Here is a 25,305-nt window from a genome sequence, read left to right on the forward strand (position 1 = left end):
GCGACTCGGAGGGAGCTGGCCGCCCACAGTTCCAGGCAAAAGAGTGCACTAGAGACGGAGCTCCTTGCCGATGGCGCGTCATTTACCGATCAGATCAGTTCGCAGAGGCACGATGACGGCGACCTTCTCTATGGTGCTATACGGAGTTCCATCTCCGACCCACTGAACGGAAGATATCAAGATCGGCGGGAGTGGCTGATGGAGGTAATTGCTCCGTCTCGGGGACACTGGATTTCGGATATGTATAGGTTTTCGACGGGAAGAGATCGAGAGACTGAACCTTCCAGATTGCCTGGTCGTGTGGCTGTGTCTGGCCGCATCCTTTGGATTCGCGTTCGTATTTAGGCGCGCAACCCTTCACTCAGGTTGCCATATCCAGAAAGGCGTCGGCAAATCTGGAAATATTCTATGCTGTAGAGCGAGCAGGCCCCCGAGTGTCTCTTCTGCCTTATCGGCGTAAGGGCGGAGCATCGTCACGGTGATTCCCGTAGCGTGCAACATTATCGGCGTCCTGTTATCCGTGACGAAATCCCGATCCCAGTCTAAGATAACAAATCTGCGCAGTAGACTCTTCTTCCGGTCGATCGGCCAACTTTCGGGATTCTCCAGTGTTTCAATTATGTACTCGATAATGCTCTGTATGCTGAGGTCCACAGCCTCAGCGGCGCCAGCACTGATGCTGGCTCCAACCCCTCCAGCATCGGACACGCCAGCTACCGGCCTACCCGCAACCTCGGTAAGCATCCGTAGAAAACGTGCCACATCCTCGTCGGACTGCTGGGTCTCTAGATCCTTTAGTGCGGACAGGGATATGCGTAGGGCTGACGTTATGCGATCTTCGTGCGCCAAGTTAATGATGCGCTGGATCCATTCACGTCGTTTCTCCTCCGACCAGGTACTGATGTCGGTGTAGAACATGGGCAGGAAGATACTGTGCGCTTCCCGGTCGATAGCCCGTAGACCCGCAACGATGGTGCCCGCGTGTTCAACTACACGAGCGAACCGCTGCTGCTCCCTGTTTCGAGCGGCGGTGAGCGCGCGTCCAATCCACTCGGCGGCTTGGATGGAAGTAGACCAAGAAATCGGCTCCATGGTTCCCCCTGGGGCGACCAGCTTCCCACCCGAGGGGAGCCCCGTCACCTGTCTGAGCCGACCACGCTGTCGCGTACTGACCCTGCACCGCTCCCGCGCGCTCGCGGGGCGCGGGGCGCGGTGAAGAGCGGTGTCCTTTGGATTCGTATTTCAATTGGCCGGTAGTGGAAGTAGGCGCCGACGATCTCCGTGGCGCTGTACCAGTCATCAGCGGGCCGACCCCAGAGCCCGGACGGCCCGGTGAGCACACCGCACCGACGCCCTCAACACCCTGACTTCGTGATAAGCGGCAATCGCCGCGCCCGCTGGCCGACGATGCGTCACCCGTCGCGCACCAACGGCAGAACTTGTGCTCTCCTGCCGCCATGACGCCGAAGACAACCGCTCCTGCGCGGCCTCCACAGTTCGAACTCCGCATGGGCAGCCTGCACTTGACCATCCAGCACGTGCCCGCGTGGCTGCTTACTCTCATCGCGGCTGCGGCCGGTACGGGGGCAACGTGGCTGACGAGTCGGTAGCTCGGCTAGGGCCCCTGACTTCTTGTCAGGGGGTGGCCATACTCGATGGTGTGACCCACAGGAAGACAGACGACTGGACACTGTGCCGGAACCCGCAAGACCACGAGCTCAGTGACGCTCAGCCTGGGTATTGCCGGGAGAAGGAATGTCGGCGGGAGAACCGCCCCATCATCAACAGAGGCCACTACCGCGACGGCCGCAGCTACATCGGCAGTAACTCCCCTGTGGGCATGGCCGCCGTCGTGACTTCCATCGCCATGGGCGGCACCTCAGTTGTTGTCTCGCTGATCAAGGAGAAGGGCAAGACTGCCCGCGAGACCATCCGACAGACCGCGATGACTGAGCGCGCACGCATCAACCGGGGCAGCGGGCAGACGGAGGCAGAAGTGTCGGCCGAGGAAGAGGACACCGCCTAGCCGGTTGAGCACGACAGTCCCCGGTCGCCTCCTCTCGGCCGGCACAGGGGCTGCTTGTGGACGAGTCGGTAGCTCTACTGGATGACGGTAAGGCCAGCCCTCCACCTAGGCTTCATTGGCCTCCCACTCCTCCTGCTTGAGCTCCAGGGACTCCCGCGCCTCTGCGAACATGCGGTTCGGTTCCGGTAGCGGCTCCTCCCGCTGCCACGCCCCCACACAGTCCACGGCATGGGAGACCACACCGCGCAACACCCACGCGCGAGATCGGCCATGGAAGGCGTACATCAGCCCGCCCTTCCACGCCTCCAGTAGGGTCATGGCCTCGTTGAGGCGATGGCGGACCTCCTCTTCCCGGATAACGCTGATGGCCAACCGAGCGGGCGCGATGTGGTCCTGCAACTCTTCATCCCACTTCTGTCGCACGGACGTGTCGGTGGATTTCTCGTCAGGAACGCTCCGGACGTGCTTGTGAAGATCGCTAAATGCCTTCGCCAGTGTGGTTACGGCCTGGTCTTGCTTCGCCTGAAGGCGTGCCTGACGGGCATCGGCCAGCGCCTTGTTCTGCGCGTGGTGGGTAGCGCCGAAGGTTGCCGCTGCACCGAACATTGCGCCGACAAGCCCGGAAACGGGAGAGAGCCAGTCCATACGTTCCAGTTTCCGGTAACAACCGCCCTCTGTCCTCGATCAGGACGCAGCTCGGCCCTTACAAGCCCTTGGCCGCCTGGCAGAACTGGCACACCTTGACCTCGTGCATCGAGCGGGCTTCCTTGGCTTCGCTCTCGTTGAGCCGGTGGTACCGCTTGCCGGCCATCGGGCAGCCGGCCTTGTGGAGGATGTTGGTGGGCACCGCGGCTCGGATGTGTTCGAGCCACCAGCCGACCAGCTCTGCTTGGCGCTTCCGCTCCTTCTCTGCCTCGCGTTCCGCCTGCTCCCGTGCCTGCTCGGCCTTGCTGATGCGCTCCTCGACCGCCTTGAGCTGTATGCGGAGGTACAGCTCGATCACGCGTAGGCGCTCCAGGTCAGATGGCAGATCGAACATGCGTACGAGTTTAAGGCTGACTGGCGCGGGGGGAGCCCCCAGGTCGTCTGTGGGGCTCTGGGGGCTCAGTGCTTGATTGAGTGATTGAAGTTAGCCCGCGGCGACTCGTTCCATCGCCTTGCGGAGCTGCTTCTGCTCCTCTTCAGACAGCGGCTCTGCGGAGTCCAGAAACTCTCGGAACTCTCGCTCTTCGGCGGTGTGCCCATCGGTGTCGGCGAGGTCAGCGAACCTCTCGTCATACTCGCCGTTCACATACTTCGGGGCGGCGGGCACCTCGATCTCGTACATGGGCACGTCGCCCACCTTCTTCTTCACCCACAGCTTGATCCCGGCGTCCATGAGGAGGTGCCGTCGCTTCTCCTGGTCACCGTTGTCCCACGCGTCCTCGTACAGCTCGTCCGTGGGTATGTACTTCCAGCCCGCCTTCTGCTGGGGCTCAGCGGCCAGCTTCTCCTCGGCGGCCAAGTAGTCCTTCATGCGCTCCTGGTAGACCTGCTTGCGGGCCTCCGAGTCGTACAGGCCGGCATCCCGGTCTTCCTCCAGGCGCTTCATCTTCTTCCGCAGCTCTTCGAGCTCTTCGGTGTTGTCGGAGCCGGGCTGCCACTCCTTGCGGGGGACGAAGCCCTTCCCCTTCTACTGGAGGAACGTTTCTTCGACCACTTACTCGGCAAGGTCGGCAGGGATAGACACTCCGGGGCAGCGGGGGTGGTTCATGCATCGGTAGTACTTGTATTCGGTCTTGCCGTCCCTCGACCATGCGGTTCCCCGAGTGGCCGACTTCTTGCACCCGTGGCAACCCGAGACGCCAAGGAGGGGGGGTGGGTTCGGTCTTGCCGGTCTTGACCCTGGTCGTCTTGAGGTTCCGCTCCTGGAGTGCGGTCTGAAGGGTCTCCCACTCCTGCTTGTTGAAGATCGGTTCCGCTACCAGAACCTCAGAGCCATCGGGCCAGTGGAGAACCTTGCCGTTCTTCCTCTTCACGCCGCGGAGAGAGTCATTGGTGAGGATGACCTTCAGGTTGCTGCTGCGCCACCGCTCGCGCTTTGGGCAGGTGCGCACGTTGTGTCGCTCTTCCTTGCATTTGCAGCGCTTCTTCTTTTCCCGCCAGCGGTCGGCAGCGGTAAGTTCGTCGGCTTGCTCCAACTGCCGACACAGGCCCTCAAGAGTCTCTGTCGGGTCCTCAATGAGGCGCTGCCGCATCCAGTGAAGGTTGTCCTTGCAGTGGATATCCACCACGCGCACGGACCGCTCTTCCCACTCCCCCGGCGAGGTCTCTATGAGCTGCACCTTGGACGTGTATCCGTAGGAGGGGATGCCATTCGTCCAGGCGATCGTGTAGAGCCGTGCTTCGAAGGATTCCTTGGTGCGCTTCTTGATGCGCTCCAGCTCTTTGGCCGGACCAATGGCTTGGGCGTGGATGATGACGCGACCTTCAACGGTCTGCATCTTCTCCGTGAAGGAGGGGTCGTCCAGGATGACGATGGATTTGCCCCACTGAAGGCATTTGAAGACGAATGCCATGACGTGGGTGTCGTCGCGGGAAAGCCGGTCTTGGTTGGTGACCCACAGTTCGTCCCATTGCGACAGCCCTTCCTCGGTTAGCCAGGACCGAGGGCGTCGCGGTCGAACATATCGACGTCGCCGGACACGGACCGGTCTACTGCCTCGCCGACGACGTCGATGTTCCAACCGGCCTGTCGCTCCTCCACTGCCCTCGCTGCCAGGCGCTTGTCCTGGCGCTCGATGGAGTCGGATCGGTCCTTCTTGTCGAAGCTGATCCGCTCACCGAAGAGCACACCGACGGCTTTGCCGGGGTTGCGATGGAAGGTGGAAGAGGTGGTCATATTTTACGGTGTTTGCAAGACCTGCTTCACCAGCGTCCTGCCGAAGTCCCACATCAGACCGCCGCCGCTGTGCGCCTCGTCCATCACCGCGGTGAAGGCCTCGACGAACCGGTCCACCTCGCGTTCCCCGATGATCAGCGGCGGGATCAGCTTGATGACCTCCAGATGGTCACCGGAGACCTGGGTGAGGATGCGGTGCTTCTGCAGCAGCGGCACGACCACCATCTGGGCGAAGAGACCCTTGCGCGCCGCCTGCAGCATCGTCCAACGCCCGCGCAGTTTCAGGGACTTGGGCCGCCCGAACTCGATGCCGATCATGAGGCCGCGGCCGCGCACCTCGCTCAGGAGCTCATAGCGGTCGACGAGTGCGGCGAGCCGGCTCTTGAGCAGCTCCCCCGTCACGCGGGCGTTCTCGACGATCTTCTCCTCGTCCATGACGGAGAGCACCGCGAGCCCGGCGGCCATCGCCTGCGCGTTGGAGCCGAAACTCGCCGAGTGCACGAGCACCCGGTCCATGGACGAGAAGACCTTCTTGAAGATCCAGTCCTTGCCGAGCGTCGCGCCGACCGGCACATAGCCGCCCGAGAGCGCCTTCGCGACGCACACCAGGTCCGGCTCGACCCCCTCCTCGTGCTGGTACGCGTAGAAGTCGCCGGTCCTGCCCAGGCCGGTCTGCACCTCGTCGGCGATGAGCAGCGCCTTGTGCCGGTGCAGCAGCTCCTGGGCGGCGCGCAGATATCCGGGCGGCGTCTCGTGCACGCCCTTGCCCTGGATGGGCTCCAGGATGAGCCCGGCCACGTCACCCTGCTTCAGCTCCTTCTCCAGGGCGTCCAGATCGCCGAGCGGGATCGCCGTGTCGGGCAGCAGCGGCGCGAAGCCGTCCCGGAAGCCGCTCTCGCCGTTGACCGAGAGCGAGCCCGTGGTCAGGCCGTGGAAGGCGTGCGTGCAGTAGAGCACCCGCGGCTTCCCGGTCGCGTACCGCGCGAACTTCAACGCCGTCTCGACGGCCTCCGTACCACTGTTGCCGAAGAACACCCGGTCCAAGTGCGGGCTGTGCGTGAGGAGTTGCTCGGCGAGCAGGCCGGGCAGCGGCTGGCAGTCGAAGCGTGTCAGATCGGCGAGCGAGGCGTCCAGGACGTCGTGCAGCGCCTTGCGGACGACGGGGTGGTGCCGGCCGAGCCCCATCACGCCGAAGCCCGCGAGCATGTCGAGGTAGTCGTCGCCGTCCGCGTCCCAGAAGTACGCGCCCTCGGCCCGTTCGTAGACCTTGTCGAAGCCGATGGTGTGCAGCATCCGCGGCAGCTGGTGGTTCAAGTGCCGCGCATGCAGGTCGTAGCGCTCGGCGCCCCGCTCGGCGAGGAGTCTGCCGAGGTCGAACTCCTTGGTCATGCCCGCTTCTCCTTGGTCATGCCCGCGCCTCCTTGACTGTGCCCGCCTTCTCCTCGGCGGCCGCGCTCTCCTTCTCACGGCGGGCCACCGTGGCGCTGATCCGCCCCGCGATCTCGACCGGCGTCAGGCCGAGGTCCGCGAGCACCTCGCCCCGCTTGGCGTGCGCGAGGAACTGGTCGGGGATGCCGAACCGCCGTACGGGTACGTCGACTTCGGCCTCGTCAAGGGCCAGCGCCACCGCGGATCCGACCCCCGCGGCCCGGCTGTTGTCCTCGACGACCCCCACGACCCGGTGCCGTGCGGCGAGCCCCGGCAGCTCGGCGTCGACCGGCTTGACCCAGCGCGGGTCGACCACGGTGCAGGCGAGACCCCGCTCGCGCAGCAGCTCGGCGGCCTGCAGACAGACGGGCGCCATCACCCCGACCGCCACCAACAGGACCTCCGCGTCCGGGTCCTGGGCCAGCACGTCCATGCCGCCGATCCGGTCGACGGCGGGGATCGCGGGCCCCACGGACTCCTTGGGGAAGCGAAGGAGCGTGGGCGCGTCGTCGACATTGACCGCTTCCCGCAGCTGCGCCCGCAGTTGGTCGGCATCGCGCGGCGCCGCGATCCGCAGCCCCGGCACGACCTGCAGGATCGACATGTCCCACATGCCGTTGTGCGACGCACCGTCGACGCCCGTGACCCCGGCCCGGTCGAGGACGAAAGTGACCCCGCACTCGTGCAGCGCCACATCCATCAGAAGCTGGTCGAAGGCCCGGTTGAGGAAGGTGGCGTAGAGCGCAACGACGGGATGCAGTCCCCCGGTCGCGAGCCCGGCAGCCGACACCGCGGCATGCTGCTCGGCGATCCCTACGTCCCACACCCGGTCGGGGTACGCCTCGGCGAACTTCGAAAGGCCGACCGGTCCGAGCATCGCCGCCGTGATCGCCACGACGTCATCCCGCTCGGCCCCGATACGGACGATCTCGTCGCCGAACACCGAGGTCCAGGAAGGGCCGTTGGAGGGTGCGAGCGGCTCGCAGGTCAGCGGGTCCATCACGCCGACCGTGTGGAACCGGTCGGCCTCGTCCGCGAGCGCGGGTTCATAGCCGCGCCCCTTCTCGGTGAGACAGTGGATCAGGACGGGGCCGTGGAAGCGTTTCGCGCGGCGCAGCGCCGACTCGACGGCGCCCATGTCGTGACCGTCGATCGGCCCGACGTACTTGAGCCCCAGGTCCTCGAACATGCCCTGCGGCGCGAAGGCGTCCTTGAAGCCCTTCTTGGCGCCGTGCAAAGACTCGTACACGGTGTGCCCGATGACGGGGGTGCGCTGGAGTATGTCCTTGCCCCAGGCGAGCACCCGCTCATAGCTGTCGGTCGTGCGCAGCGTGGCGAGGTGGTTCGCGAGACCACCGATCGTCGGGGCGTACGAACGCTCGTTGTCGTTCACGACGATGATCAGCGGCCGGTCCTTCGCGGCCGCGATGTTGTTGAGCGCCTCCCACGCCATGCCGCCGGTGAGCGCGCCGTCCCCGATGACGGCGACCACATGCCCGCGCTCGCCGAGCACCTGGCGCGCCTTGGCGAGACCGTCGGCCCAGCCGAGCGCGGTCGACGCGTGGCTGTTCTCCACGATGTCGTGCTCGGACTCCGCACGCGAGGGATAGCCGGACAGGCCGCCCTTGCCGCGCAGCTTGGAGAAGTCCTGCCGCCCCGTGAGCAGTTTGTGTACGTAGCTCTGGTGACCGGTGTCCCAGACGATCCGGTCGACCGGCGACTCGAAGACCCGGTGGAGGGCGATGGAGAGTTCCACCACCCCCAGATTGGGCCCGAGATGGCCGCCGGTTCTGGCGACCGCGTGCACGAGGAATTCCCGGATTTCCTCGGCCAGTTCGTCGAGCTCGGCCTCGGTCAGCGCCTTCAGATCCCGCGGCCCCCGAATGGTGTCCAGAATGGCCATGCTCGGGCCCCCTCTCTGGTTTGTTCAGCTCACGGTGACGGCGGGCAGCCCTGAGGCGATGCCGTCGTCCTCCATCTGTGCGGCGATCTTCATCGCCTCTTCGATGAGGGTCTCCACGATCTTCGACTCGGGCACGGTCTTGATGACCTCGCCCTTGACGAAGATCTGCCCCTTGCCATTGCCGGACGCGACACCGAGATCCGCCTCACGGGCCTCCCCAGGACCGTTCACGACACATCCCATGACGGCGACGCGCAGCGGCACCTCCATGCCGTCGAGGCCCGCCGTGACCTCGTCGGCCAGCTTGTACACGTCCACCTGCGCCCGACCGCAGGACGGGCAGGAGACGATCTCCAGGCGCCGTTGGCGCAGGTTCAGCGACTCCAGGATCTGGATGCCGACCTTGACCTCCTCGGCGGGCGGTGCGGACAGCGAGACCCGGATGGTGTCGCCGATGCCCTCGCTCAGCAATGCCCCGAAGGCGACCGCCGACTTGATCGTGCCCTGGAAGGCCGGACCGGCCTCCGTCACACCGAGGTGCAGCGGATAGTCACAGGCGGCGGCCAGCTGACGGTAGGCATTCACCATCACGACCGGGTCGTTGTGCTTCACCGAGATCTTGATGTCCCGGAAGCCGTGCTCCTCGAAGAGCGAGGCCTCCCAGAGGGCCGACTCGACCAGCGCCTCCGGAGTGGCCTTGCCGTACTTCTTAAGAAGACGCGCGTCCAGCGAACCCGCGTTGACGCCGATCCGGATCGGCGTGCCGGCCTGGGAGGCGGCCCGCGCGATCTCCGCGACCTTGTCGTCGAACTGCTTGATGTTGCCCGGGTTCACACGCACCGCCGCGCAGCCCGCGTCGATCGCCGCGAACACATACTTCGGCTGGAAGTGAATGTCGGCGATCACCGGAATCTGCGACTTCCGCGCGATCGTCGACAGCGCGTCCGCGTCATCCTGCGTCGGGCACGCCACCCGCACGATCTGGCAGCCGGACGCCGTCAGCTCGGCGATCTGCTGCAGCGTCGCCCCGATGTCGGACGTACGCGTCGTCGTCATCGACTGCACCGAGACGGGCGCACCGCCCCCCACCGCCACCGGCCCGACCTCGATGCGCCGCGAGACGCGACGTTCCGAGATCGGCCGGACCGGCAGCTCAGGGAGGCCCAAAGAGACAGGCTCTCCAGGGGTCATGACGTCACCCGCGGTTTCCGGAGACCGTCTCACGGGCGGCGCGGAGGGACTCCTTGAGGGAGCCCATGGTGGCGAGGACGGCGGTCGGTTCGTAGCCGCAGTGCGCCATGCAGTTGGCGCACCGCGGGTCCTTGCCGCGGCCGTACTTGCTCCAGTCGGTCTCCTCGATGAGCTCCCTGTACGTCGGGACGTACCCGTCGCTCATCAGATAGCAGGGGCGCTGCCAGCCGAAGAGCGAGTAGTTCGGGATCGCCCACGCGGTGCAGGAGAAGTCCGCCTTGCCCTCCAGGAAGTCCAGGAAGAGCGGCGAGTGGTTGAGCCGCCAGCGCCGCCGGTTGCCGCCCGCGAAGGCCTTCTTGAAGAGTTCGCGGGTCTGCTCGACGCCCAGGAAGTGTTCCTGGTCCGGCGCCTTCTCGTAGGCGTAGGCGGGCGACAGCATCATCTCGTCGACCTGCAGTTCGTCATTGAGGAAGTTGAGGACCTCGATGATGTTCTGCGGCGTGTCGTTGCTGAAGAAGGTGGAGTTCGTGGTCACCCGGAAACCTTGTTTCTTGGCTTCCTTGATGGCCTCCACCGCCTCGTCGAACACGCCCTCCTTCGCGACGGATTCGTCGTGCCGCTCCCGCATTCCGTCGATGTGCACGGCGAACGCGAAGTACGGGGAAGGCGTGAACTTCTTCAGCTTCTTGCGCAGCAGCATGGCGTTGGTGCAGAGGAAGACGTACTTCTTCTTCGCCACCAACTGCCGCACGATCTCGTCGATCTGAGGGTGCATCAGCGGTTCGCCGCCTGCGATGGACACCATCGGCGCACCGGATTCGAGCACGGCGCCCACGGCCTGGGCCACCGGCATGCGCTGCTTGAGCACTCCGGCCGGGTGCTGGATCTTTCCGCATCCCTCGCACGCGAGGTTGCACGCGAAGAGCGGCTCCAACTCGACGATCAGCGGGAACTTCTCCCGCTTGCGCAGCTTCTGTTCAAAGAGATATGTCGCGACCTTGACGGTCTGGCGCAGCGGCATGGCCATCTGGCTCACCTCCGGGGGAGCAAAGAAGAACGGTGCCATTCGAAGAAAGCGGGAAGCACGGCGCGAAGAACGCGGAAGGCTGATATTCCACCGCGCACCGTGCCGATACGGACCAGTTCGTGCTGTGGGGCGTCAACGACCACCCGGACGGCGGCAACGGGCCGCCGGCCGGCGCGCACCGCGCTGTGCAGCGTCGCGGCGGACTCCATGTCCACCGCGATCGCGCCCGTGGCCAGCAGGTCGGCGCGTTCGTGCCCGCGGACCACGTGCTCGGAGCCGATGAGCGGGCCGGTGTGCACGGTGCGGCCCGGCACGGCCCGCACCAGCTCCTTGACCAGGAGTTCGGTTCCGACGCACGGGGTGCGGCCGTGCGCGGACCGGGTCTCATCGGCGACGACCAGGTCACCGGGGTGCATGCCCGGGGCGAGCCCGGCGCAGAAGCCGGTGGCCACCACGGCCGCGTCGTGCAGCGACTCCTTGCCGAGCGCACCGGTGACGGCCCGCTCGGCGTTCTTGGGGCCCATGCCCGTACGGAGCACGGTGACCCGTCCATGGGCGCCGCCGCGTTCGCCCGTGCGCAGGGCGAGTTGCTCGATGCCGAGCGCACAGGCGATCAGCAGCGGTGCGGGGTCCGGACGGGCCGGGGCTTTGGCCATCAGCTCCCCTTGCCGGACAACTCGCCGGACAGCTTGCCGGACAGCCCCGCGAACGGGTCTCCGTTGACGTACCTGCCGAGCGCTGTGAGCGGGAAGACCTGCCGGTACAGGTGGTAGTTGATGGAGAAGTCCCAGGGGAATCCGGTGCCGGTGAAGTACGGCTCGTCCCAGGAGCCGTCGGGCAGCTGGGTCTCGGCGAGAAAGGCGATGCCCCGCTCCACGGCCTTGCCGTCGCTCTCACCGGCCGCGAGCAGGGCGAGCAGCGCCCAGGCCGTCTGCGAGGCGGTGGACGCGCCGTGGCCCCGCCACTCCTCGTAGCGGTAGGAGCGCAAGTCCTCGCCCCAGCCTCCGTCGTCGTTCTGCACCGACTCAAGCCAGCCGACGGCGCGGCGGATCGCCGGGTGCGAGGCCGGCAGGCCAGCCGCGGTGAGCGCCGGGACCACGGAGCCCGTCCCGTATACGTAGTTGACGCCCCAGCGGCCGAACCAGGCGCCGTCCGCCTCCTGTTCGGCGAGCAGCCACTCGATGCCGCGCCGGGTGCGCGGATCGTGGGCCTTGCCCTCGACGGCGAGCATCTCGACGACGTGCCCGGTGACGTCGGCGGACGGCGGGTCGATGACCTCGCCGAAGTCGCAGAACGGAAGCCGGTTGGGGAACGGGCTTGTGTTGTCGGCGTCGAAGGCGGCCCAGGCGCCGTTCCTTGACTGCATGCCCAGGTTCCAGCGCATGCCGCGGCCGATCGCGTTCTCCAGGCGTGCGCGGTCGGGATGCTCGACCCGACGCAGGGCGAGGATGACCTCCGCGGTGTCGTCGATGTCCGGGTAGTTGTCGTTGTGGAACTCGAACGCCCAGCCGCCGGGGGCCAGTCGGGGCCTGCGCACCGCCCAGTCGCCGGGGCGCGCGATCTCCTCGCCGAGCATCCAGTCGGCGGCCTTGACCAGCTGCGGATGGTCGGCGGGCACGCCCGCGTCGGCGAGTGCGATGGTCGCGAGGCAGGTGTCCCAGACCGGCGACTGGCACGCCTCGATCATCCGGGCGCCGTCCTCGCGCCAGACGGCGAACCGGTCGAGCGAGGCAAGCCCGGCCTTCAGGACCGGGTGCTCCAGGTCGTAGCCGAGCAGGTGCAGCGCGATGACCGAGTAGACGGCGGGCGGCTGGATGCCGCCCCAGCAGCCGTCGTTCTCCTGCCGCTCGATGATCCAGCGGGCGGCCGTGTTCATCGCGGCCTTGCGCACCTTGCGCGGGGCGACCTTGTGGTAGAGGTGCAGCGCCTTGTCCAGGCGCTGGAAGACGCCGTCCCAACTCGCCACGGGGGCAAGGGGCTTGCCCGGGTTCGGCCGGCGCGCGTCGCTGTGCAGTTCGTCCAGCGGGAAGGGCGCGGGCCGCACGGGCCGCTTGGCGGAGACGATCGTGAGCGGCACGATCGTCTGCCGGGCCCAGCACCCGAAGTCATAGATGTTGAGCGGGAACCACTTGGGGAAGTAGATGAGCTCCGGCGGGAGTTCGGGCAGGTCGTCCCACTTCCACCAGCCGAACAGGGCGAGCCAGATGCGGGTGAAGACCCTGCTCGCGGCGATGCCGCCCTGGTCCCGGATCCACGCGGAGGCCTTCGCCATGTGCGGGTCGTCCGGGGCGTCCCCGGCGAGCCTCAGCGCGACGTACGCCTCGACGGTGGTGGAGAGTTCGCCGGGTCCGCCGTGGAAGGTGGCCCAGGCCCCGTCGTCGCGCTGCTCGCCGCGGATGAAGATCGCGGCCGCGCGGGTGGTCCGCTCGTCCCGGATCCCCAGGAACTGCCTGAGCAGCAGGTCCTCGGCGTCCATCGTCACGTTCGTTTCGAGGTCGCCCTTCCACCAGCCCTGGGTGTCCTGCTGGGCGAGCAGGAAATCGGTGGAGCGTTGTATGGCGCGCGTGGCGGCGTCGAGCGCTCCTGCCGTCGCGGCGGTCGTGGCGGTCGTGTCGATGGGCTGGCTGGCCGAGGCTGCGCGGGGCGTCACCGCTCCGGTGCTTCCGTCGGTCGTCGCTGTCATGGCTTCCCCTTCGTGCAGTGCGGTGAATACGTCTGCTGTGGGTCCGCCGTCGGCCGACGCGAAGCGCCGGCCGGCGACTGCGAGTCATATCCGCGCGATAGTGATCATCTCTTTCGTACGACGACGAAGTCGGCCAGCGCGACGAGCTGCGCCCGTACCCGGTCCGGCATCTGGATGTTGTCCAGCGCCTCGATGGCGATGGCGTGCTGGCGCCGGGCCTCCTCGGCGGTCCACTCGCGGCCGCCCGCCTGCTCGATCAGGGCGGCACGCGCGGCGAACTCCTCCTCGGAGAAGCTCTCGAAGTCATTGCTCTTCGCGTCGGCGGCGAGCAGCTCGGCGAGCTGCTCGGACGCGGCTCCGCCCGCGGCGAGCGCGGCGACGACCGGCAGGGACTTCTTGCGCTGGCGAAGGTCGCTCCAGGTCTGCTTGCCGGTGGCCTCCGGGTCGCCCCAGATGCCGAGGAGATCGTCCACGGCCTGGAAGGCGAGGCCGAGGTGGTAGCCGTACTTCTCCAGGGTGTCGGCGGTGTGGTCGTCGGCGCCGCCGAGGACCGCGCCGATGGAGACCGCGCAGGCGAGCAGGGCGCCGGTCTTGTTGCCCTCCATCTCCAGGCACTCCTCGACGGTGACCCGCTCGCGGTGCTCGTAGGAGATGTCCTGCGCCTGGCCGTCGATCAGCGCGCGCGTTGCGGTGGTCAGGCGGCGCGTGGCGCGGCCCGCCTCGACGGTGCCGAGCTCCAGGAGGATCTCGTTGGCGAGCGCGAAGAGGGCGTCGCCGACGAGGATCGCCTGGGCCGGGCCGTGCACCTTCCACACCGTGTCGCGGTGGCGGCGCTGCTCGTCGCCGTCCATCAGGTCGTCGTGCAGCAACGAGAAGTTGTGTACGAGTTCGACGGCGACCGCTCCGGGGATGCCGACCTCGGGCGCGGCGCCCGCGGCCTCGGCGGAGAGCAGGGCGAGCGCGGGGCGCACGGCCTTTCCGCCGTCGCCTTCGGACGGGTTGCCCTCGGCGTCGATCCAGCCGAAGTGGTAGGCGGCGACGGTGTCCATGGGCGGCGCCAGGCGGTCCACGGCAGACCGCAGCACCGGGGTGGCCAGCGTCCTTCCGCGCTCGAGCAGTGAGGTCACGTCCACCGTGTCGGCAGCCGTTTCGGCCGAGGGCACAGTCGGCACAGTCTCTCCTCTTGTTCCGGTGCTTGATTCCTGGGGACCTGACCCCAGAAGGTCCAGCTTCACGCGGCCTCCTCGACGTCGAAGAGGTGGTCCCGTGGGCGGTCGAGTGTGGAGAGAGCGGCCCGGGCGGCACTGATGCCACTGCGGACGGCGCTCTCCATGGTCGCGGGCCACCCGGTGGCGGTCCACGCCCCGGCCAGGTACAGGCCGGGAGCCTTGGTGCGAGCACCGGGCCGCAGCCGGCCCACGCCGGGAGTCGGCGCGAAGGTCGCCGTGCGCTCCCGAGTCACGAAGAAGTCCCGTACGCCGGCGCCGTGCGCGGCGGGAAGGAGCCGCTCGAGCTCCGGCAGATAGCGCTCGCGCAGCGCGGCGACGGGCGCGTCGATCTCGTCCTGGGCGGCGGACTGGGACAGCGCCAGATACTGCCCTTCGCGCAGCCCCGAGGCGTCGGTCCGGTCGAAGACCCACTGCACGGGCGAGCCGATGGCCGCGAAGAAGGGCCGCTTGAGCACCTTGCGGTCGTACACGACATGGATGTTGAGGATCGGCGCCGTGTCGATGTCGAGCAGCCGGTCGGGTTCGTCGAGCACGCCGTCCGGCAGCAGGTCGTGGGTCTCGGCCTGCGGCACGGCGAGCACGACGGTGTCGGCGTCGAGCGTCTCGCCGGGAACTTCGACCCGCCAACCCCCGTTCTCCGTACGGGAGATGGAGGTGGCGCGTGTCCTCAGTTCGGTTCGTACGCCCGCGGAGTCGAGCGCCTTGCGGGCCAGCGTGTCATGGAGATCACCGAGGGGCACGCGTGCCCAGCCGATGTCGGCGGCGCCGGGTTCGGAGAGCAGCCCGGTCTTGAACACCATCGCGGCGAGGCCCAGCGAGGAGTCCCCCGCGACGGCGTTGAGCGTGGCCACACCGACGAGGTCCCACAGGGCCTCGATGGCGCGCGCCGACTGGCCGTGCCGGGCGAGCCAGCTGCCGAAGTCCTGGCCGTCCAGCTGGGGATCGGCCGGGTCGAGCCCCTGGAGGGCGAGCGCCGCGCGCCCCACCTTGGCGCGCTCGGCGAGCGACAGATGCGGATACGTGGCCAGGCTCGCCGCCAGGTGCAGCGGGACGGGCAGCGCGGTGCGCCGAAGCCGTCCGAGCCGGTTCCGGTCGGCGTCGAGCACGGGCACGTCGAGACGTTCCTGCAGGGGCGCGAGGGCCGCGCCTTCGACGCGGTCGAGGAACCAGCGGTAGGCGGTGCAGCAGCGCAGATAGACGTGCTGGCCGTTGTCGACGGTCAGGTCGCCGCGCTTGAAGGAGAACGCGAGGCCGCCGAGGCGCGGCCGCCCTTCGAGCAGCGTCACCCGCAGTCCCGCGTCGGCGAGGGACAGCGCCGCGGTGATGCCGGCGAGACCGCCGCCGATCACCACGGCCGCGCCCCTGCTTTCCTCACCCTTCATGCTTTTCCCCCTTGACCGTTGAAGTCTGGGACGCCGGGGCGGTGCGGAGGGTTGCCCGCCGCTTGCGCGGAGTTGCACTGAGTTGCGCTGGGTTGCCTGTGTTCACCGCATTCGCCGTGGATGCCCGTCACGTATGCCTCCTGACGGCCTGTCGGGAGATGGTGCGGGCGTCGAGACCGGAGAGTCCGCGCACGGCGACGTACGCCTTCTCGCGGCCCGGCAGCGAGACACGGCCCCGCAGGACCGCCTCCGGCTCGCGCTCGATGCGGTCGAGAAGCCGCCGGTAGATGCCCGCCATGGCGGCGACACAGGCCCCGCTGCGCCGGTCGAGCATGGGAAGCAGGCGGTACCCCTCGGCGAAGAGCGCCCGCGCCCTGCGCACCTCGAAGTGCACGAGCCCGGCGAAGTCGGAACCGGCGGGCGGCTCGGAGCCCGAGAACCCGGCGGAACAGCCGAACTTGGCGAGGTCGTCGGCGGGCAGATACGTACGACCGCCCTCCGCGTCCTCGCGAACGTCCCTGAGGATATTGGTCAGTTGGAGCGCGAGGCCGAGCGTGTCGGCATACTCCGGCGCGCGCTCGGCGTGGAGCGCCCCCGGCTCCGTGCCGAACACGCCGAGGGAGAGCCGCCCGATGGCCCCGGCCACACAGCGGCAGTAGACCTTCAGGTCCTCCCACGTCTCGTAGGTCTCACCGCGGACATCCATCAGGACGCCGTCGATCAGCTCGTCCAGACCGCCGAGCGGGATCGGGAAGTACGCCGCGGCGTGCGCGAGCGCGACGGCCACCGGGTCGGTGTCGTCCTCGTCCACGTCACCGGTCTGGATGCGGGCGAGCAGCGCCCGGGTCTCGTCGAGCCGCTCGGCCTTGACGTCCGGCGCGAGCGCGCCGTCACCGATGTCGTCCACCCGCCGCGACAGCGCGTAGAGGGCCGACATCGCGCGGCGCTTGGGCATCGGAAGCAGCCTGATGCCGTACGCGAAATTGCGTGCTTGCTGTCCGGTGACGGCCTCGCAGTAGGAATACGCGGCGAGCACCGGCGCGGACACGTTCGGGCCTGACTCCACGGTCCGGCTCACCCCTCTCCTCGCAGAACCGCCCCCACCTCACGCAGCAAACGGAGCTTGGTGGGCTTCGGCGGACCAGGAAGTACGTCGTATCCGGCGACGGCGATCGCAGAGACCGCCGCCCTCCCCCCTGCCACGAACCCAGCGAGCAGCACCTTCAGCCGCCCGTGGACGCTACCCACCAGGGGGGTGCCTTCATTCAGGAGGCAGCGGGCGCGTTCTGCTTCATATGCAACCAGCGCGCGCACGGACGCGCCTGCTGTCGGTGCGGCCAGATCCCGCTCCTGGACATGAAAACGCTTCATGTCCTGGGCGGGCAGGTAGATGCGGCCCTGGCCCAGGTCCTCGGCCACGTCCTGGAGGTGCTCGACGATCTGGAGCGCGGTGCACACGGCGTCCGAGCGGCGGACGCGCTCGGGCGTCTCGGTGCCGGTGATGCCGAGGACGAGGCGGCCCACGGGGTTCGCGGACAGCTCGCAGTAGGCCAGAAGATCGTCGTACGTCTCGTAGCGCCCGACGAGCTGGTCCTGGCGGTTGGCCGCGATCAGGCCGAGAAAGGGCTCCGGGGTGAGACCGCAGCGGCGCACGGTGGGCTGCAGCGCCCGCAGCAGGGGGTGCCTCGGAGTGGACTCGAAGACCCGGTGCAGGTCGGCCTCGAAGGCGTCCAGGAGGACCAGCCTGTCCTCGGCGGCCTCGGGGTCCACGCCCAGGTGGCGGGCGTCGGCGCCGCCGGGTGCCAGGTCGCCGTCGCCGATGTCGTCGACGAGGCGGGCGTAGCCGTACACGGCCATGAGGTCGTCGCGCCAGGCGCGGGGCAGGAAGAAGGGCGCCACCGGGAAGTTCTCGTCCGCGGCCTTCTCGAGGACGGCGGATGCGTCGCGTAGCTGGAGATCATCCGTAGCCATTGCCGTCACATCTCCCGTTCTACACTGCCGACCCAATACATCCTATTTCGGACACGCCGCCCGGCCCTCCGCGAGGCGGACCGTGACCTGAGCCGGGGCGCCGCGCGATATCGCCCCACTTGCCGCGAATCAGCACCGGTACAGCTTACGTTGTACAACGCGGCGTGCATCGTCGGGGTGTTCCGCGCATCACAACAACACACCGATTGGCCCCAATCTTCCCTGGGCGCCCGCGACTTGAGTTGTCCACCGGTGCGTACGAAGACTCATGACGCGACAGGGCCCCACCGGGTTGAGTCCGGCGGGGCCCTGCTGCATACGGGTGCAGGTGACGGGCTACTTGCCCGTGAACTTCTCGTACTCCTTGATGACCTCGTCGGTCGGTCCGTCCATGCGCAGCTCGCCGCGTTCCAGCCACAGCACACGGTCACAGGTGTCGCGGATCGACTTGTTGTTGTGGCTGACGAGGAAGACCGTTCCCGCCTCCTTGCGCAGCTCGCGGATGCGGGCCTCGGAGCGCTTCTGGAACTTGCGGTCGCCGGTGGCGAGCGCCTCGTCGATCATCAGTACGTCGTGGTCCTTGGCGGCCGCGATGGAGAACCGCAGGCGGGCGGCCATGCCGGAGGAGTAGGTGCGCATCGGCAGGGTGATGAAGTCGCCCTTCTCGTTGATGCCCGAGAAGTCGACGATCTCCTGGTAGCGCTCCTTGATCTGCTCGCGCGTCATGCCCATCGCGAGCCCGCCGAGTATGACGTTGCGCTCGCCCGTCAGGTCGTTCATCAGGGCCGCGTTCACGCCGAGCAGCGAGGGCTGGCCGTCGGTGTAGACCTTGCCCTTCTCGGCGGGGAGCAGGCCCGCGATGGCGCGAAGCAGCGTCGACTTCCCGGAGCCGTTCGAGCCGATCAGGCCGATGGCCTCGCCGCGGTAGGCGGTGAAGCTGACGCCGCGCACGGCGTGCACCTTGCGTACGCCGCGCTCCTCGCCGCGCTTGATGATCCGGCTCAGCGCGGAGGTGGCGCTGCCCTTGCCCGTCTTCGCGCCGTTGACGCGGTAGACGATGTGCAGCTCGTCGGCGATGACGGTGGGGATGTGCCCCTTGCCGGTGTTCTTGTCTTCGTCAGCCACGGCCGTAACGCTCCTCAGCCTTCCAGAAGTACACGAAACCGACCACGCCGATCACGACGGCCCAGCCGATGGCGAAGGCCCACACGTGCGGCGGCAGGTACGAGGAGCCGTACTTGTCGATCATGGCGAAGCGGATCAGGTCCATGTAGATGGAGGCCGGATTCCACTGGAGCACGTCCCCGACCCAGCTGGGCACGCCCTCCTTGGTCGCGAGCATCGCGGGGATGCTGAACATGACGCCCGACGCGTACATCCACGTACGCATCACGAACGGCATCAGCTGGGCGAGGTCGGGCGTCTTGCTGCCCATCCTGGCGAAGATCAGGGCGAGCCCGGTGTTGAAGACGAACTGCAGGGCCAGCGCCGGAAGCACCAGGAACCAGGACCAGGCCGGAAAGATCCCGAAGCCCATCATGATCAGAACGAGCACGACCATCGAGAAGAGCAGCTGCTGGAGCTGTTGCAGCGAGAACGAGATCGGCAGCGAGGCCCGCGGGAAGTGCAGGGCTCTGACCAGACCGAGGTTGCCGGAGATCGCCCGCACGCCCGCCATGACCGAGCTCTGCGTGAACGTGAAGACGAAGACGCCCGTCACCAGGAACGGCACGTAGATGTCGTGCGGGATGCCCTCACGGGCGCCGAGGAGCAGGCCGAAGATGAAGAAGTAGACCGCCGCGTTGAGGAGCGGCGTCGCCACCTGCCACAGCTGGCCGAGCTTGGCCTGGCTGTACTGGGCGGTCAGCTTCGCCTGCGAGAAGGCGAGGATGAAGTGGCGCCGTCCCCAGAGCTGGTGGACGTACTCGAAAAGTCCGGGCCGTGCGCCGCTGACGGTCAGACCGTACTTGGCGGCGAGATCGGCCCGGGAGAGCCCGTCATCGGGCGGCGGAGTCGACAGGGATGCTGTCACGGCGACCCCGCCGTCATGCGTTGTCTCACTCACGAGTGGAAACTTTCGTCTTCAGATGCGCAGCCGGTCGGGCGTAGGCGTGGGCCAGGGACCGGGGTATGGCCCAGATGTTCTCAGACCCGAGCTTGTCAGATGACAGGAGGTCGGCCCAGTCGGGTCAGGCGCCACACCGTACGCCACTTCATCGGCTTGCGAGGCCCGCAGGGCGTCGTCCAGCCCTCCTTGAAACCGCCGAACCAGGCCTTGAGCGCGGGTCCCGAAGGGCGCCTGGCCAGGGTCAGGAGCATCCAGACGCCGAGGTAGACGGGGACCAGGAGGAGGGGCAGATTCCGGCGGGCGAGCCAGACGCGGTTGCGGGCGACCATCCGGTGGTAGACCGCGTGCCGGGACGGGGCGGTCGTCGGGTGGAAGAGCACCATGTCGGCGCGGTAGTCGATCATCCAGCCCGCGTTCAGCGCACGCCAGGCGAGGTCGGTCTCCTCGTGGGCGTAGAAGAACTCGTCCGGCAGTCCGCCGACCTCTGCGATGACCTTCGTACGGACGGCATTGGCGCCGCCCAGGAAGGTGGTCACGCGCGAGGAGCGCATCGGGTCGGCCGCGCGCAGCCGCGGCACGTGGCGCCGCTGCGTCTCGCCGGTGTCCGGATCGGCGATGCGGAAGCTGATGATGCCGAGCTTCGGGTCGGCCTCGAAGGCCTCGCGGCACAGCTGGGCCGTGTCCATGTTGGCGAGCAGGCCGTCGTCGTCCAGGAAGAGCAGGATGTCGACGTCGGTGCCGCCGGGGCCGAACGCCTCGATGCCGACGTTGCGGCCGCCGGGGATGCCGAGGTTCTCGGGCAGCTCGACGGTGCGTACGCCTTCGGGGACGTCGGGCACGGGGGCGCCGTTGCCGACGACGACCACCTCGACCGCGTCGCCGTCCTGCTTGGCGACCGAGTCGAGCAGGGCGCGCAGCTCCTGGGGCCGGTTGCCCATGGTGATGATGACCGCGCCGACCTTCAGGGGCCGGCTCCCCGCGGCACTCACTTCAGCCTGCTCGAAGCGAGGATGGACACGAGGTGCAGCAGGGTCTGCAGGAGTGCGATGCCGGCGAGGACCGCGACACCGATCCGCGAGAAGAGCAGGTCACCGCGGACCGAGTCCACGATCGCGAGGACCAGGATGAGCAGGGAAGCCTCGATGCCGAGCACGAGACGGTGGAACTTGAGCGCCGCGGCGGCCCTGCGGGCCAGGGCCATGCCGGAGGAGCGCGGCTCGGAGGCCGACTCCTTGACCGGCGCGAGGCCCTGCTGGTGACGGGCGACACCGACGAGGTCGGTCTCCGCCTTGATCAGGATGGCGCCGAGCGCGGCGAGCGTGCCGAGGAAGGCCCACAGCCAGTCGATCCGGCCCGAGCCCCACAGGTCGGCGGCCCGCAGGCCGAAGCCGACCAGGACCGCGGCGTCGCACAGGTAGGCGGCGACACGGTCCAGGTAGACCCCGGCCATCGAGTACTGCTTGCGCCAGCGGGCGATCTCGCCGTCGACGCAGTCCAGCAGGAGATAGAGCTGGACCATGACCACACCGAGCACGGCGCCCGTGATCCCCGGCACGAGAAGTGCCGGGGCGGCGAGGGCGCCGGCCACGGTCATCAGATACGTGAGCTGGTTGGGCGTGATCCTGGTGTTCACCAGGTAGCGGTCGCAGCGCAGCGAGATCTCTCGCATGTACAGGCGTCCCGCCCAGTGCTCACCGCTGCGCCGGTCCTTCACCCCTGCGGGGTGAACGACGGGGCGGAGTTCAGCTACCGATGGCCTTGGCATAGTCGGCGTATGCGTCCTTGATCTGGTCGGAATTCAGATTGAGGTGCTCGAGGATCGTGTAGCGCCCGGGGCGCGTCTGCGGGGCGTACTCCACGACCTGGACGAACTCGTCCACGGTGAAGCCGATCTCCTCCGGCGTCACGGGGAGGCCGTGCCTGCGCAGCACCTCGACCATGTACAGCGACTCCTCGCGTGCTCCGCGCAGGAACATCGCGAAGGCCGCGCCCAGGCCGCACTGCTCGCCGTGGCTGGCAGCGCGCTTGGGGAAGAGGAGGTCGAAGGCGTGGTTGATCTCGTGGCAGGCGCCGGACGCCGGCCGTGAGTCGCCCGAGACGGACATCGCGATGCCGGTCAGGACCAGACCCTCGGCCAGGACCTGCAGGAAGCCGTCGTCGCCGACGCCACCGGGGTGGCGCAGGACCGCCTCGCCGGCCTGGCGCGCCATCGCGGCCGCGAGACCATCGATGTCCTCGCCGCGCTCACGCGCGGCCAGCTCCCAGTCCGCGATCGCGGAGATGTTGGACAGGGCGTCGCCGATGCCGGAGCGCACGAACCGTACGGGGGCCTCGCGGATCACATCGAGGTCGATGACGACCGCTATGGGGTTCGGCACACCGTACGAGCCGCGGCCCGCGTCGTTGTCGAGCGTGGCGACCGGCGAGCACAGACCGTCGTGCGACAGGTTCGTCGCGACGGCGACCAGCGGCAGGCCGACACGCGCCGCGGCGAACTTGGCGCAGTCGATGATCTTGCCGCCGCCCAGGCCGACGACGGCGTCGTAGCGGCCCTTCTTGATGGCGTCGGCGAGCTTGATGGCGTCATCGAGCGTGCCGCCGCCCACCTCGAACCACTCGGCGCTGGGCAGCGAGGGCTCCAGGCGCTCGCGGAGCACCGCGCCGGAGCCACCGCTGATCGCGATGGCGAGCTTGCCGGTAGACGAGCAGATCCGCTGGTCGGCGAGGACCCCGGCCAGGTCGTTGAGCGCCCCCGGCCGGATGTCGACGACGACCGGCGAGGGGATGAGCCTCGTCAGTACAGGCACGCGATCTCCCTGCCCTTGGCGAGGTCGTCGTGGTTGTCGATCTCGACCCACTTGACGTCGCCGATCGGCTCCACGTCGACCTTGAAGCCGCGGTTGACCAGCTCCTGGTAGCCGTCCTCGTAGTAGAGGTCGGGGTCGCGCTCGAAGGTGGTCTTCAGGGCGTCGGCCAGCTCGTCGGCGGCCTCGCCCTCGATGAGCGTGACACCGATGTACTCACCGGTGGCGGACGCCGGGTCCATCAGCTTGGTGATCTTCTGGACGCCCTTCTCGGGGTCCACGATGACCTTCATCTCCTCGTCGGCGAGGTTCTTCACCGTGTCGAGGGCGAGGATGATCTTCTTGCCGTCGCCGCGGGCGGCGAGCAGCGTCTTCTCGACGGAGACCGGGTGCACGGTGTCGCCGTTGGCGAGGATCACCGTGTGCTTGATCGCGTCACGACCGCACCAGAGGGAGTAGGCGTTGTTCCACTCCTCGGCCTTGTCGTTGTCGATCAGCGTGAGCTTGAGGCCGTACTTCTCCTCGAGCGCCGCCTTGCGGTCGTAGACGGCTTCCTTCTTGTAGCCGACGATGATCGCGACCTCGGTCAGACCGATCTCGGCGAAGTTGCCGAGCGTCAGGTCCAGGATGGTGGTGTCACCATCGACGGGCACCAGGGCCTTGGGCAGGGTGTCCGTGTAAGGGCGAAGACGCCGTCCGGCGCCGGCCGCCAGCACGAGGCCGATCATGCGGGTTCTCCTTCATCGTGTACGGCGGGTGCTCCAGAGGAGACCCAGAAGCGGATGCTCTCGACGAGCACCACGAGTGCCACGGCCACGGCGAGTGCCGTGAGCGCGACGGTGAAATCTGTGTCGTGCAGCAGGGCGGCGGCCAGCGCGACCACCAGGACCCTGCCTTCTTGCCCGCCGATCGCCCGCACCAGCCAGTGCGGGGGCGCGCCGGTACCGCCCTTGATGCGGTACACCGTGTCGTAGTGATGGTAGGCGACCGCGGCCACCAGGCCGAAAGCCGCGGGCAGCGCTCCGTTCACATCGGCTTTGGCCGCCAGTACCAGGACAGTGCCGTATTCGGCCGCGCGGAAGAACGGCGGAACGAGCCAGTCGAGGGGGGCCTTGAGGGGCTGGGCCAGGGCGAGGCCCGACAGGACGACGTACGCCACCGCGCCCACCACGACCACGGGGCTGCCGTAGGAGTTGGTCAGCGCCGTACCGACGAGCCCGGCGCCACCGGCGAAGGCGATGACGGGCGCGGGCCGCAGCCAAGGCCGGGCGCCGAGCGCGGCGAAGGCCGAGGCCAGCGGGCCGTTGTCGGCGAGATCGCTGAGGGCCTGGGCGGCCCGGTCGGTCCGGGTCGCCTTGCGGGTCAGCGAGCGGAGCACGCGGCCTGCCGTGGTGTAGCAGGCGGCCAGCGCGCAGCCGATGATCAGCACGATGAGGGTGATGCGGGGCGTGGTCACCGCGGTGAGGACCGCGATCATCGCCCAGCGTTCACCGATCGGCAGGACGATCATCCGGCGCACCCAGACCGTCCACCCGACGCTGTCGAGCTTGTCCGAAAGGGCCGCGGTGGGGCTGGTGTTGGCCGTCGCGTCGTGGTTCGCCTCGTTGAAGGAGAAGTCCACGACATGGCGGCAGGTCTGAAGGACCATCGCGCCGAGCGCGAGCGCCCATACGTCGTCACCGCCGCGGGCCGCGCCGAGCGCGAGGCCCGCGTAGTAGGCGTACTCCTTGGCGCGGTCGAAGGTCGCGTCGAGCCAGGCGCCGAGCGTCGAGTACTGCAGGGAGTAGCGGGCGAGCTGCCCGTCCGTGCAGTCGAGGACGAAGGAGAAGAGCAGGAGGAAGCCGGCGGCGACGAAACCGCCGCGCGTTCCGGTCGCCGCGCAGCCGGCCGCGATGAGCGCGGTGAGCAGGGAAGCGGTGGTGACCTGGTTCGGGGTCAGGCCCCGGCGCGCGCACCAGCGGGCGATGTAGCGCGAGTAGGGCGAGATGCAGTACGTCGTGAAGAAGCCGTCCCGCGCCTTGACCGCGGTGCGCAGGCGTACGGCCTCTTCGTCCACGGCGGCGACGGCCTGCCGTGCCTCGTTCCGCGCCTGCGGATCGCCGGGCACGGTGGCGACCAGGGTGCCGAGGTCGGGGCGGTGGACGTCCTGCCCTTCGGCCTCGATCGCCTCGGCGATGTGGTCCGCGAGGGCCTCGACCGCCGTGGCGGAGCCGCCGCCGTTGCCGCTCGTCGTCGTGTGCAGGGCCCGGGTCAGGCCCGCCCGCGCCTCGGGCTTCGCGGAGACAGCGCCGGGCACCGCGGAGGCGGCGAAGCGCGGGTCCGTGAGGCCGACGCGCAGCGCGTGGACATGGCCAACGAAGCGCGCGTCGACGACCGCGACCCGCTGACCTGCGGGTACGGCGGCGAGCAGCGTCTCGGTTTCCGCCGCGTCGGAGGCGATCCGCACGTCAAAGCCCAGGGACCGCAGATCGCCTTCGAGCGGCGACCCGGGGACCGGCTGACCGGTCAGGATGGCGGTCGACAGACGAACTCACTCCTTGATTCACGGCGCGGCTCGCGCCGCGCACGTGCGTGATGAGGGGCGCCCCAGGCCGGTGCGGCCGGGCGGCACGTCGGCAGAGGCTATCGGATGAATACAAGCGGGCGTTCACCGCCCGTTTACGGCCCGATAAGCACGGCCTGCAGGGCCGCCGCCGACGCGATCATCATGGT

The 25,305-nt window shown here is 68.2% G+C and carries 24 protein-coding genes; 1 reads left to right on the plus strand and 23 read right to left on the minus strand.

Annotated features, from left to right (window positions below; genetic code table 11):
- Window positions 1-357: 357 nt before the first annotated feature.
- The gene (locus AB0G47_RS27115; protein ID WP_360774962.1) at window positions 358-918 is read right to left on the minus strand and encodes a hypothetical protein; all 561 of its coding nucleotides are present in this window, start codon (window positions 916-918) and stop codon (window positions 358-360) included.
- A gap of 742 nt (window positions 919-1,660) precedes the next feature.
- Between AB0G47_RS27115 and AB0G47_RS27120 the strand changes: the two genes are divergently transcribed.
- Complete coding sequence (locus AB0G47_RS27120; RefSeq protein WP_360774964.1) at window positions 1,661-2,026, plus strand: hypothetical protein; 366 nt, start codon at window positions 1,661-1,663, stop codon at window positions 2,024-2,026.
- A 105-nt stretch (window positions 2,027-2,131) separates the two neighbouring features.
- Here the strand turns inward: AB0G47_RS27120 and AB0G47_RS27125 are convergent, their stop codons facing one another.
- The 22 genes from AB0G47_RS27125 to AB0G47_RS27230 all read right to left on the minus strand — a co-directional run bounded on the left by AB0G47_RS27125 (window position 2,132) and on the right by AB0G47_RS27230 (window position 25,117).
- Window positions 2,132-2,671, minus strand: a complete 540-nt coding sequence (locus AB0G47_RS27125; RefSeq protein ID WP_360774967.1) for a hypothetical protein — start codon at window positions 2,669-2,671, stop codon at window positions 2,132-2,134.
- Window positions 2,672-2,729: 58 nt separating this feature from the next.
- Window positions 2,730-3,065 (minus strand): DUF6233 domain-containing protein, encoded by a 336-nt coding sequence (locus AB0G47_RS27130; RefSeq protein ID WP_360774969.1) that lies wholly within the window; start codon window positions 3,063-3,065, stop codon window positions 2,730-2,732.
- 90 nt (window positions 3,066-3,155) lie between these two features.
- Window positions 3,156-3,617: a hypothetical protein gene (locus tag AB0G47_RS27135; protein WP_360775157.1), complete on the minus strand. Its 462-nt coding sequence runs from the start codon at window positions 3,615-3,617 to the stop codon at window positions 3,156-3,158.
- Entirely contained in the window at window positions 3,502-4,584 is a 1,083-nt protein-coding gene (locus AB0G47_RS27140; RefSeq protein WP_360774972.1) for a recombinase family protein, read from the minus strand. The genes AB0G47_RS27135 and AB0G47_RS27140 overlap by 116 nt, the downstream gene beginning before the upstream one ends.
- A 77-nt stretch (window positions 4,585-4,661) precedes the next feature.
- Entirely contained in the window at window positions 4,662-4,907 is a 246-nt protein-coding gene (locus tag AB0G47_RS27145) for a hypothetical protein (RefSeq protein WP_360774975.1), read from the minus strand.
- 3 nt (window positions 4,908-4,910) lie between these two features.
- The gene (locus AB0G47_RS27150) at window positions 4,911-6,296 is read right to left on the minus strand and encodes an aspartate aminotransferase family protein (RefSeq protein WP_360774978.1); all 1,386 of its coding nucleotides are present in this window, start codon (window positions 6,294-6,296) and stop codon (window positions 4,911-4,913) included.
- A 16-nt stretch (window positions 6,297-6,312) separates the two neighbouring features.
- Window positions 6,313-8,238 carry a 1-deoxy-D-xylulose-5-phosphate synthase gene (dxs, locus tag AB0G47_RS27155; RefSeq protein ID WP_360774981.1) on the minus strand — a complete coding sequence of 642 codons (1,926 nt, stop codon included), beginning with the start codon at window positions 8,236-8,238 and terminating at the stop codon, window positions 6,313-6,315.
- A gap of 24 nt (window positions 8,239-8,262) precedes the next feature.
- Window positions 8,263-9,429, minus strand: a complete 1,167-nt coding sequence (ispG, locus tag AB0G47_RS27160) for a flavodoxin-dependent (E)-4-hydroxy-3-methylbut-2-enyl-diphosphate synthase (RefSeq protein ID WP_360774984.1) — start codon at window positions 9,427-9,429, stop codon at window positions 8,263-8,265.
- A gap of 4 nt (window positions 9,430-9,433) precedes the next feature.
- Window positions 9,434-10,456 (minus strand): adenosyl-hopene transferase HpnH, encoded by a 1,023-nt coding sequence (hpnH, locus tag AB0G47_RS27165; RefSeq protein ID WP_266872430.1) that lies wholly within the window; start codon window positions 10,454-10,456, stop codon window positions 9,434-9,436.
- A 5-nt stretch (window positions 10,457-10,461) separates the two neighbouring features.
- Window positions 10,462-11,112, minus strand: coding sequence for a 1-hydroxy-2-methyl-2-butenyl 4-diphosphate reductase (locus AB0G47_RS27170; protein WP_360774987.1), 651 nt, complete (start codon window positions 11,110-11,112; stop codon window positions 10,462-10,464).
- Window positions 11,112-13,139, minus strand: a complete 2,028-nt coding sequence (gene shc, locus AB0G47_RS27175; RefSeq protein WP_360774990.1) for a squalene--hopene cyclase — start codon at window positions 13,137-13,139, stop codon at window positions 11,112-11,114. Before shc ends, AB0G47_RS27170 begins: the two co-directional genes overlap by 1 nt.
- Window positions 13,140-13,243: 104 nt before the next feature.
- Window positions 13,244-14,374, minus strand: coding sequence for a polyprenyl synthetase family protein (locus AB0G47_RS27180; RefSeq protein WP_360774993.1), 1,131 nt, complete (start codon window positions 14,372-14,374; stop codon window positions 13,244-13,246).
- A complete protein-coding gene (gene hpnE, locus AB0G47_RS27185; RefSeq protein WP_266872426.1) occupies window positions 14,371-15,750 on the minus strand; it encodes a hydroxysqualene dehydroxylase HpnE in 1,380 nt (459 codons plus the stop codon). The genes AB0G47_RS27180 and hpnE overlap by 4 nt, the downstream gene beginning before the upstream one ends.
- A gap of 127 nt (window positions 15,751-15,877) precedes the next feature.
- A complete protein-coding gene (gene hpnD / locus AB0G47_RS27190; RefSeq protein WP_360774997.1) occupies window positions 15,878-16,828 on the minus strand; it encodes a presqualene diphosphate synthase HpnD in 951 nt (316 codons plus the stop codon).
- Window positions 16,825-17,721 (minus strand): squalene synthase HpnC, encoded by an 897-nt coding sequence (gene hpnC / locus AB0G47_RS27195; RefSeq protein ID WP_360774999.1) that lies wholly within the window; start codon window positions 17,719-17,721, stop codon window positions 16,825-16,827. Before hpnC ends, hpnD begins: the two co-directional genes overlap by 4 nt.
- A 336-nt stretch (window positions 17,722-18,057) precedes the next feature.
- Window positions 18,058-18,846 carry an ABC transporter ATP-binding protein gene (locus AB0G47_RS27200; RefSeq protein WP_360775001.1) on the minus strand — a complete coding sequence of 263 codons (789 nt, stop codon included), beginning with the start codon at window positions 18,844-18,846 and terminating at the stop codon, window positions 18,058-18,060.
- Entirely contained in the window at window positions 18,839-19,786 is a 948-nt protein-coding gene (locus AB0G47_RS27205) for an ABC transporter permease (RefSeq protein ID WP_360775003.1), read from the minus strand. Before AB0G47_RS27205 ends, AB0G47_RS27200 begins: the two co-directional genes overlap by 8 nt.
- Window positions 19,787-19,881: 95 nt before the next feature.
- On the minus strand, window positions 19,882-20,727 hold the full coding sequence (locus AB0G47_RS27210; protein ID WP_266873229.1) for a glycosyltransferase: 846 nt from the start codon (window positions 20,725-20,727) through the stop codon (window positions 19,882-19,884).
- A 47-nt stretch (window positions 20,728-20,774) separates the two neighbouring features.
- Window positions 20,775-21,554 (minus strand): CDP-alcohol phosphatidyltransferase family protein, encoded by a 780-nt coding sequence (locus AB0G47_RS27215; protein WP_360775006.1) that lies wholly within the window; start codon window positions 21,552-21,554, stop codon window positions 20,775-20,777.
- Window positions 21,532-22,596 carry an iron-containing alcohol dehydrogenase family protein gene (locus AB0G47_RS27220; RefSeq protein ID WP_360775009.1) on the minus strand — a complete coding sequence of 355 codons (1,065 nt, stop codon included), beginning with the start codon at window positions 22,594-22,596 and terminating at the stop codon, window positions 21,532-21,534. The genes AB0G47_RS27215 and AB0G47_RS27220 overlap by 23 nt, the downstream gene beginning before the upstream one ends.
- Window positions 22,584-23,321 (minus strand): phosphocholine cytidylyltransferase family protein, encoded by a 738-nt coding sequence (locus AB0G47_RS27225; protein WP_360775011.1) that lies wholly within the window; start codon window positions 23,319-23,321, stop codon window positions 22,584-22,586. Before AB0G47_RS27225 ends, AB0G47_RS27220 begins: the two co-directional genes overlap by 13 nt.
- Window positions 23,318-25,117 carry a DUF5941 domain-containing protein gene (locus tag AB0G47_RS27230; RefSeq protein ID WP_360775145.1) on the minus strand — a complete coding sequence of 600 codons (1,800 nt, stop codon included), beginning with the start codon at window positions 25,115-25,117 and terminating at the stop codon, window positions 23,318-23,320. Before AB0G47_RS27230 ends, AB0G47_RS27225 begins: the two co-directional genes overlap by 4 nt.
- Window positions 25,118-25,305: the final 188 nt, after the last annotated feature.

Source organism: Streptomyces sp. NPDC021622, from assembly GCF_040640795.1.
Lineage (GTDB): Bacteria > Actinomycetota > Actinomycetes > Streptomycetales > Streptomycetaceae > Streptomyces.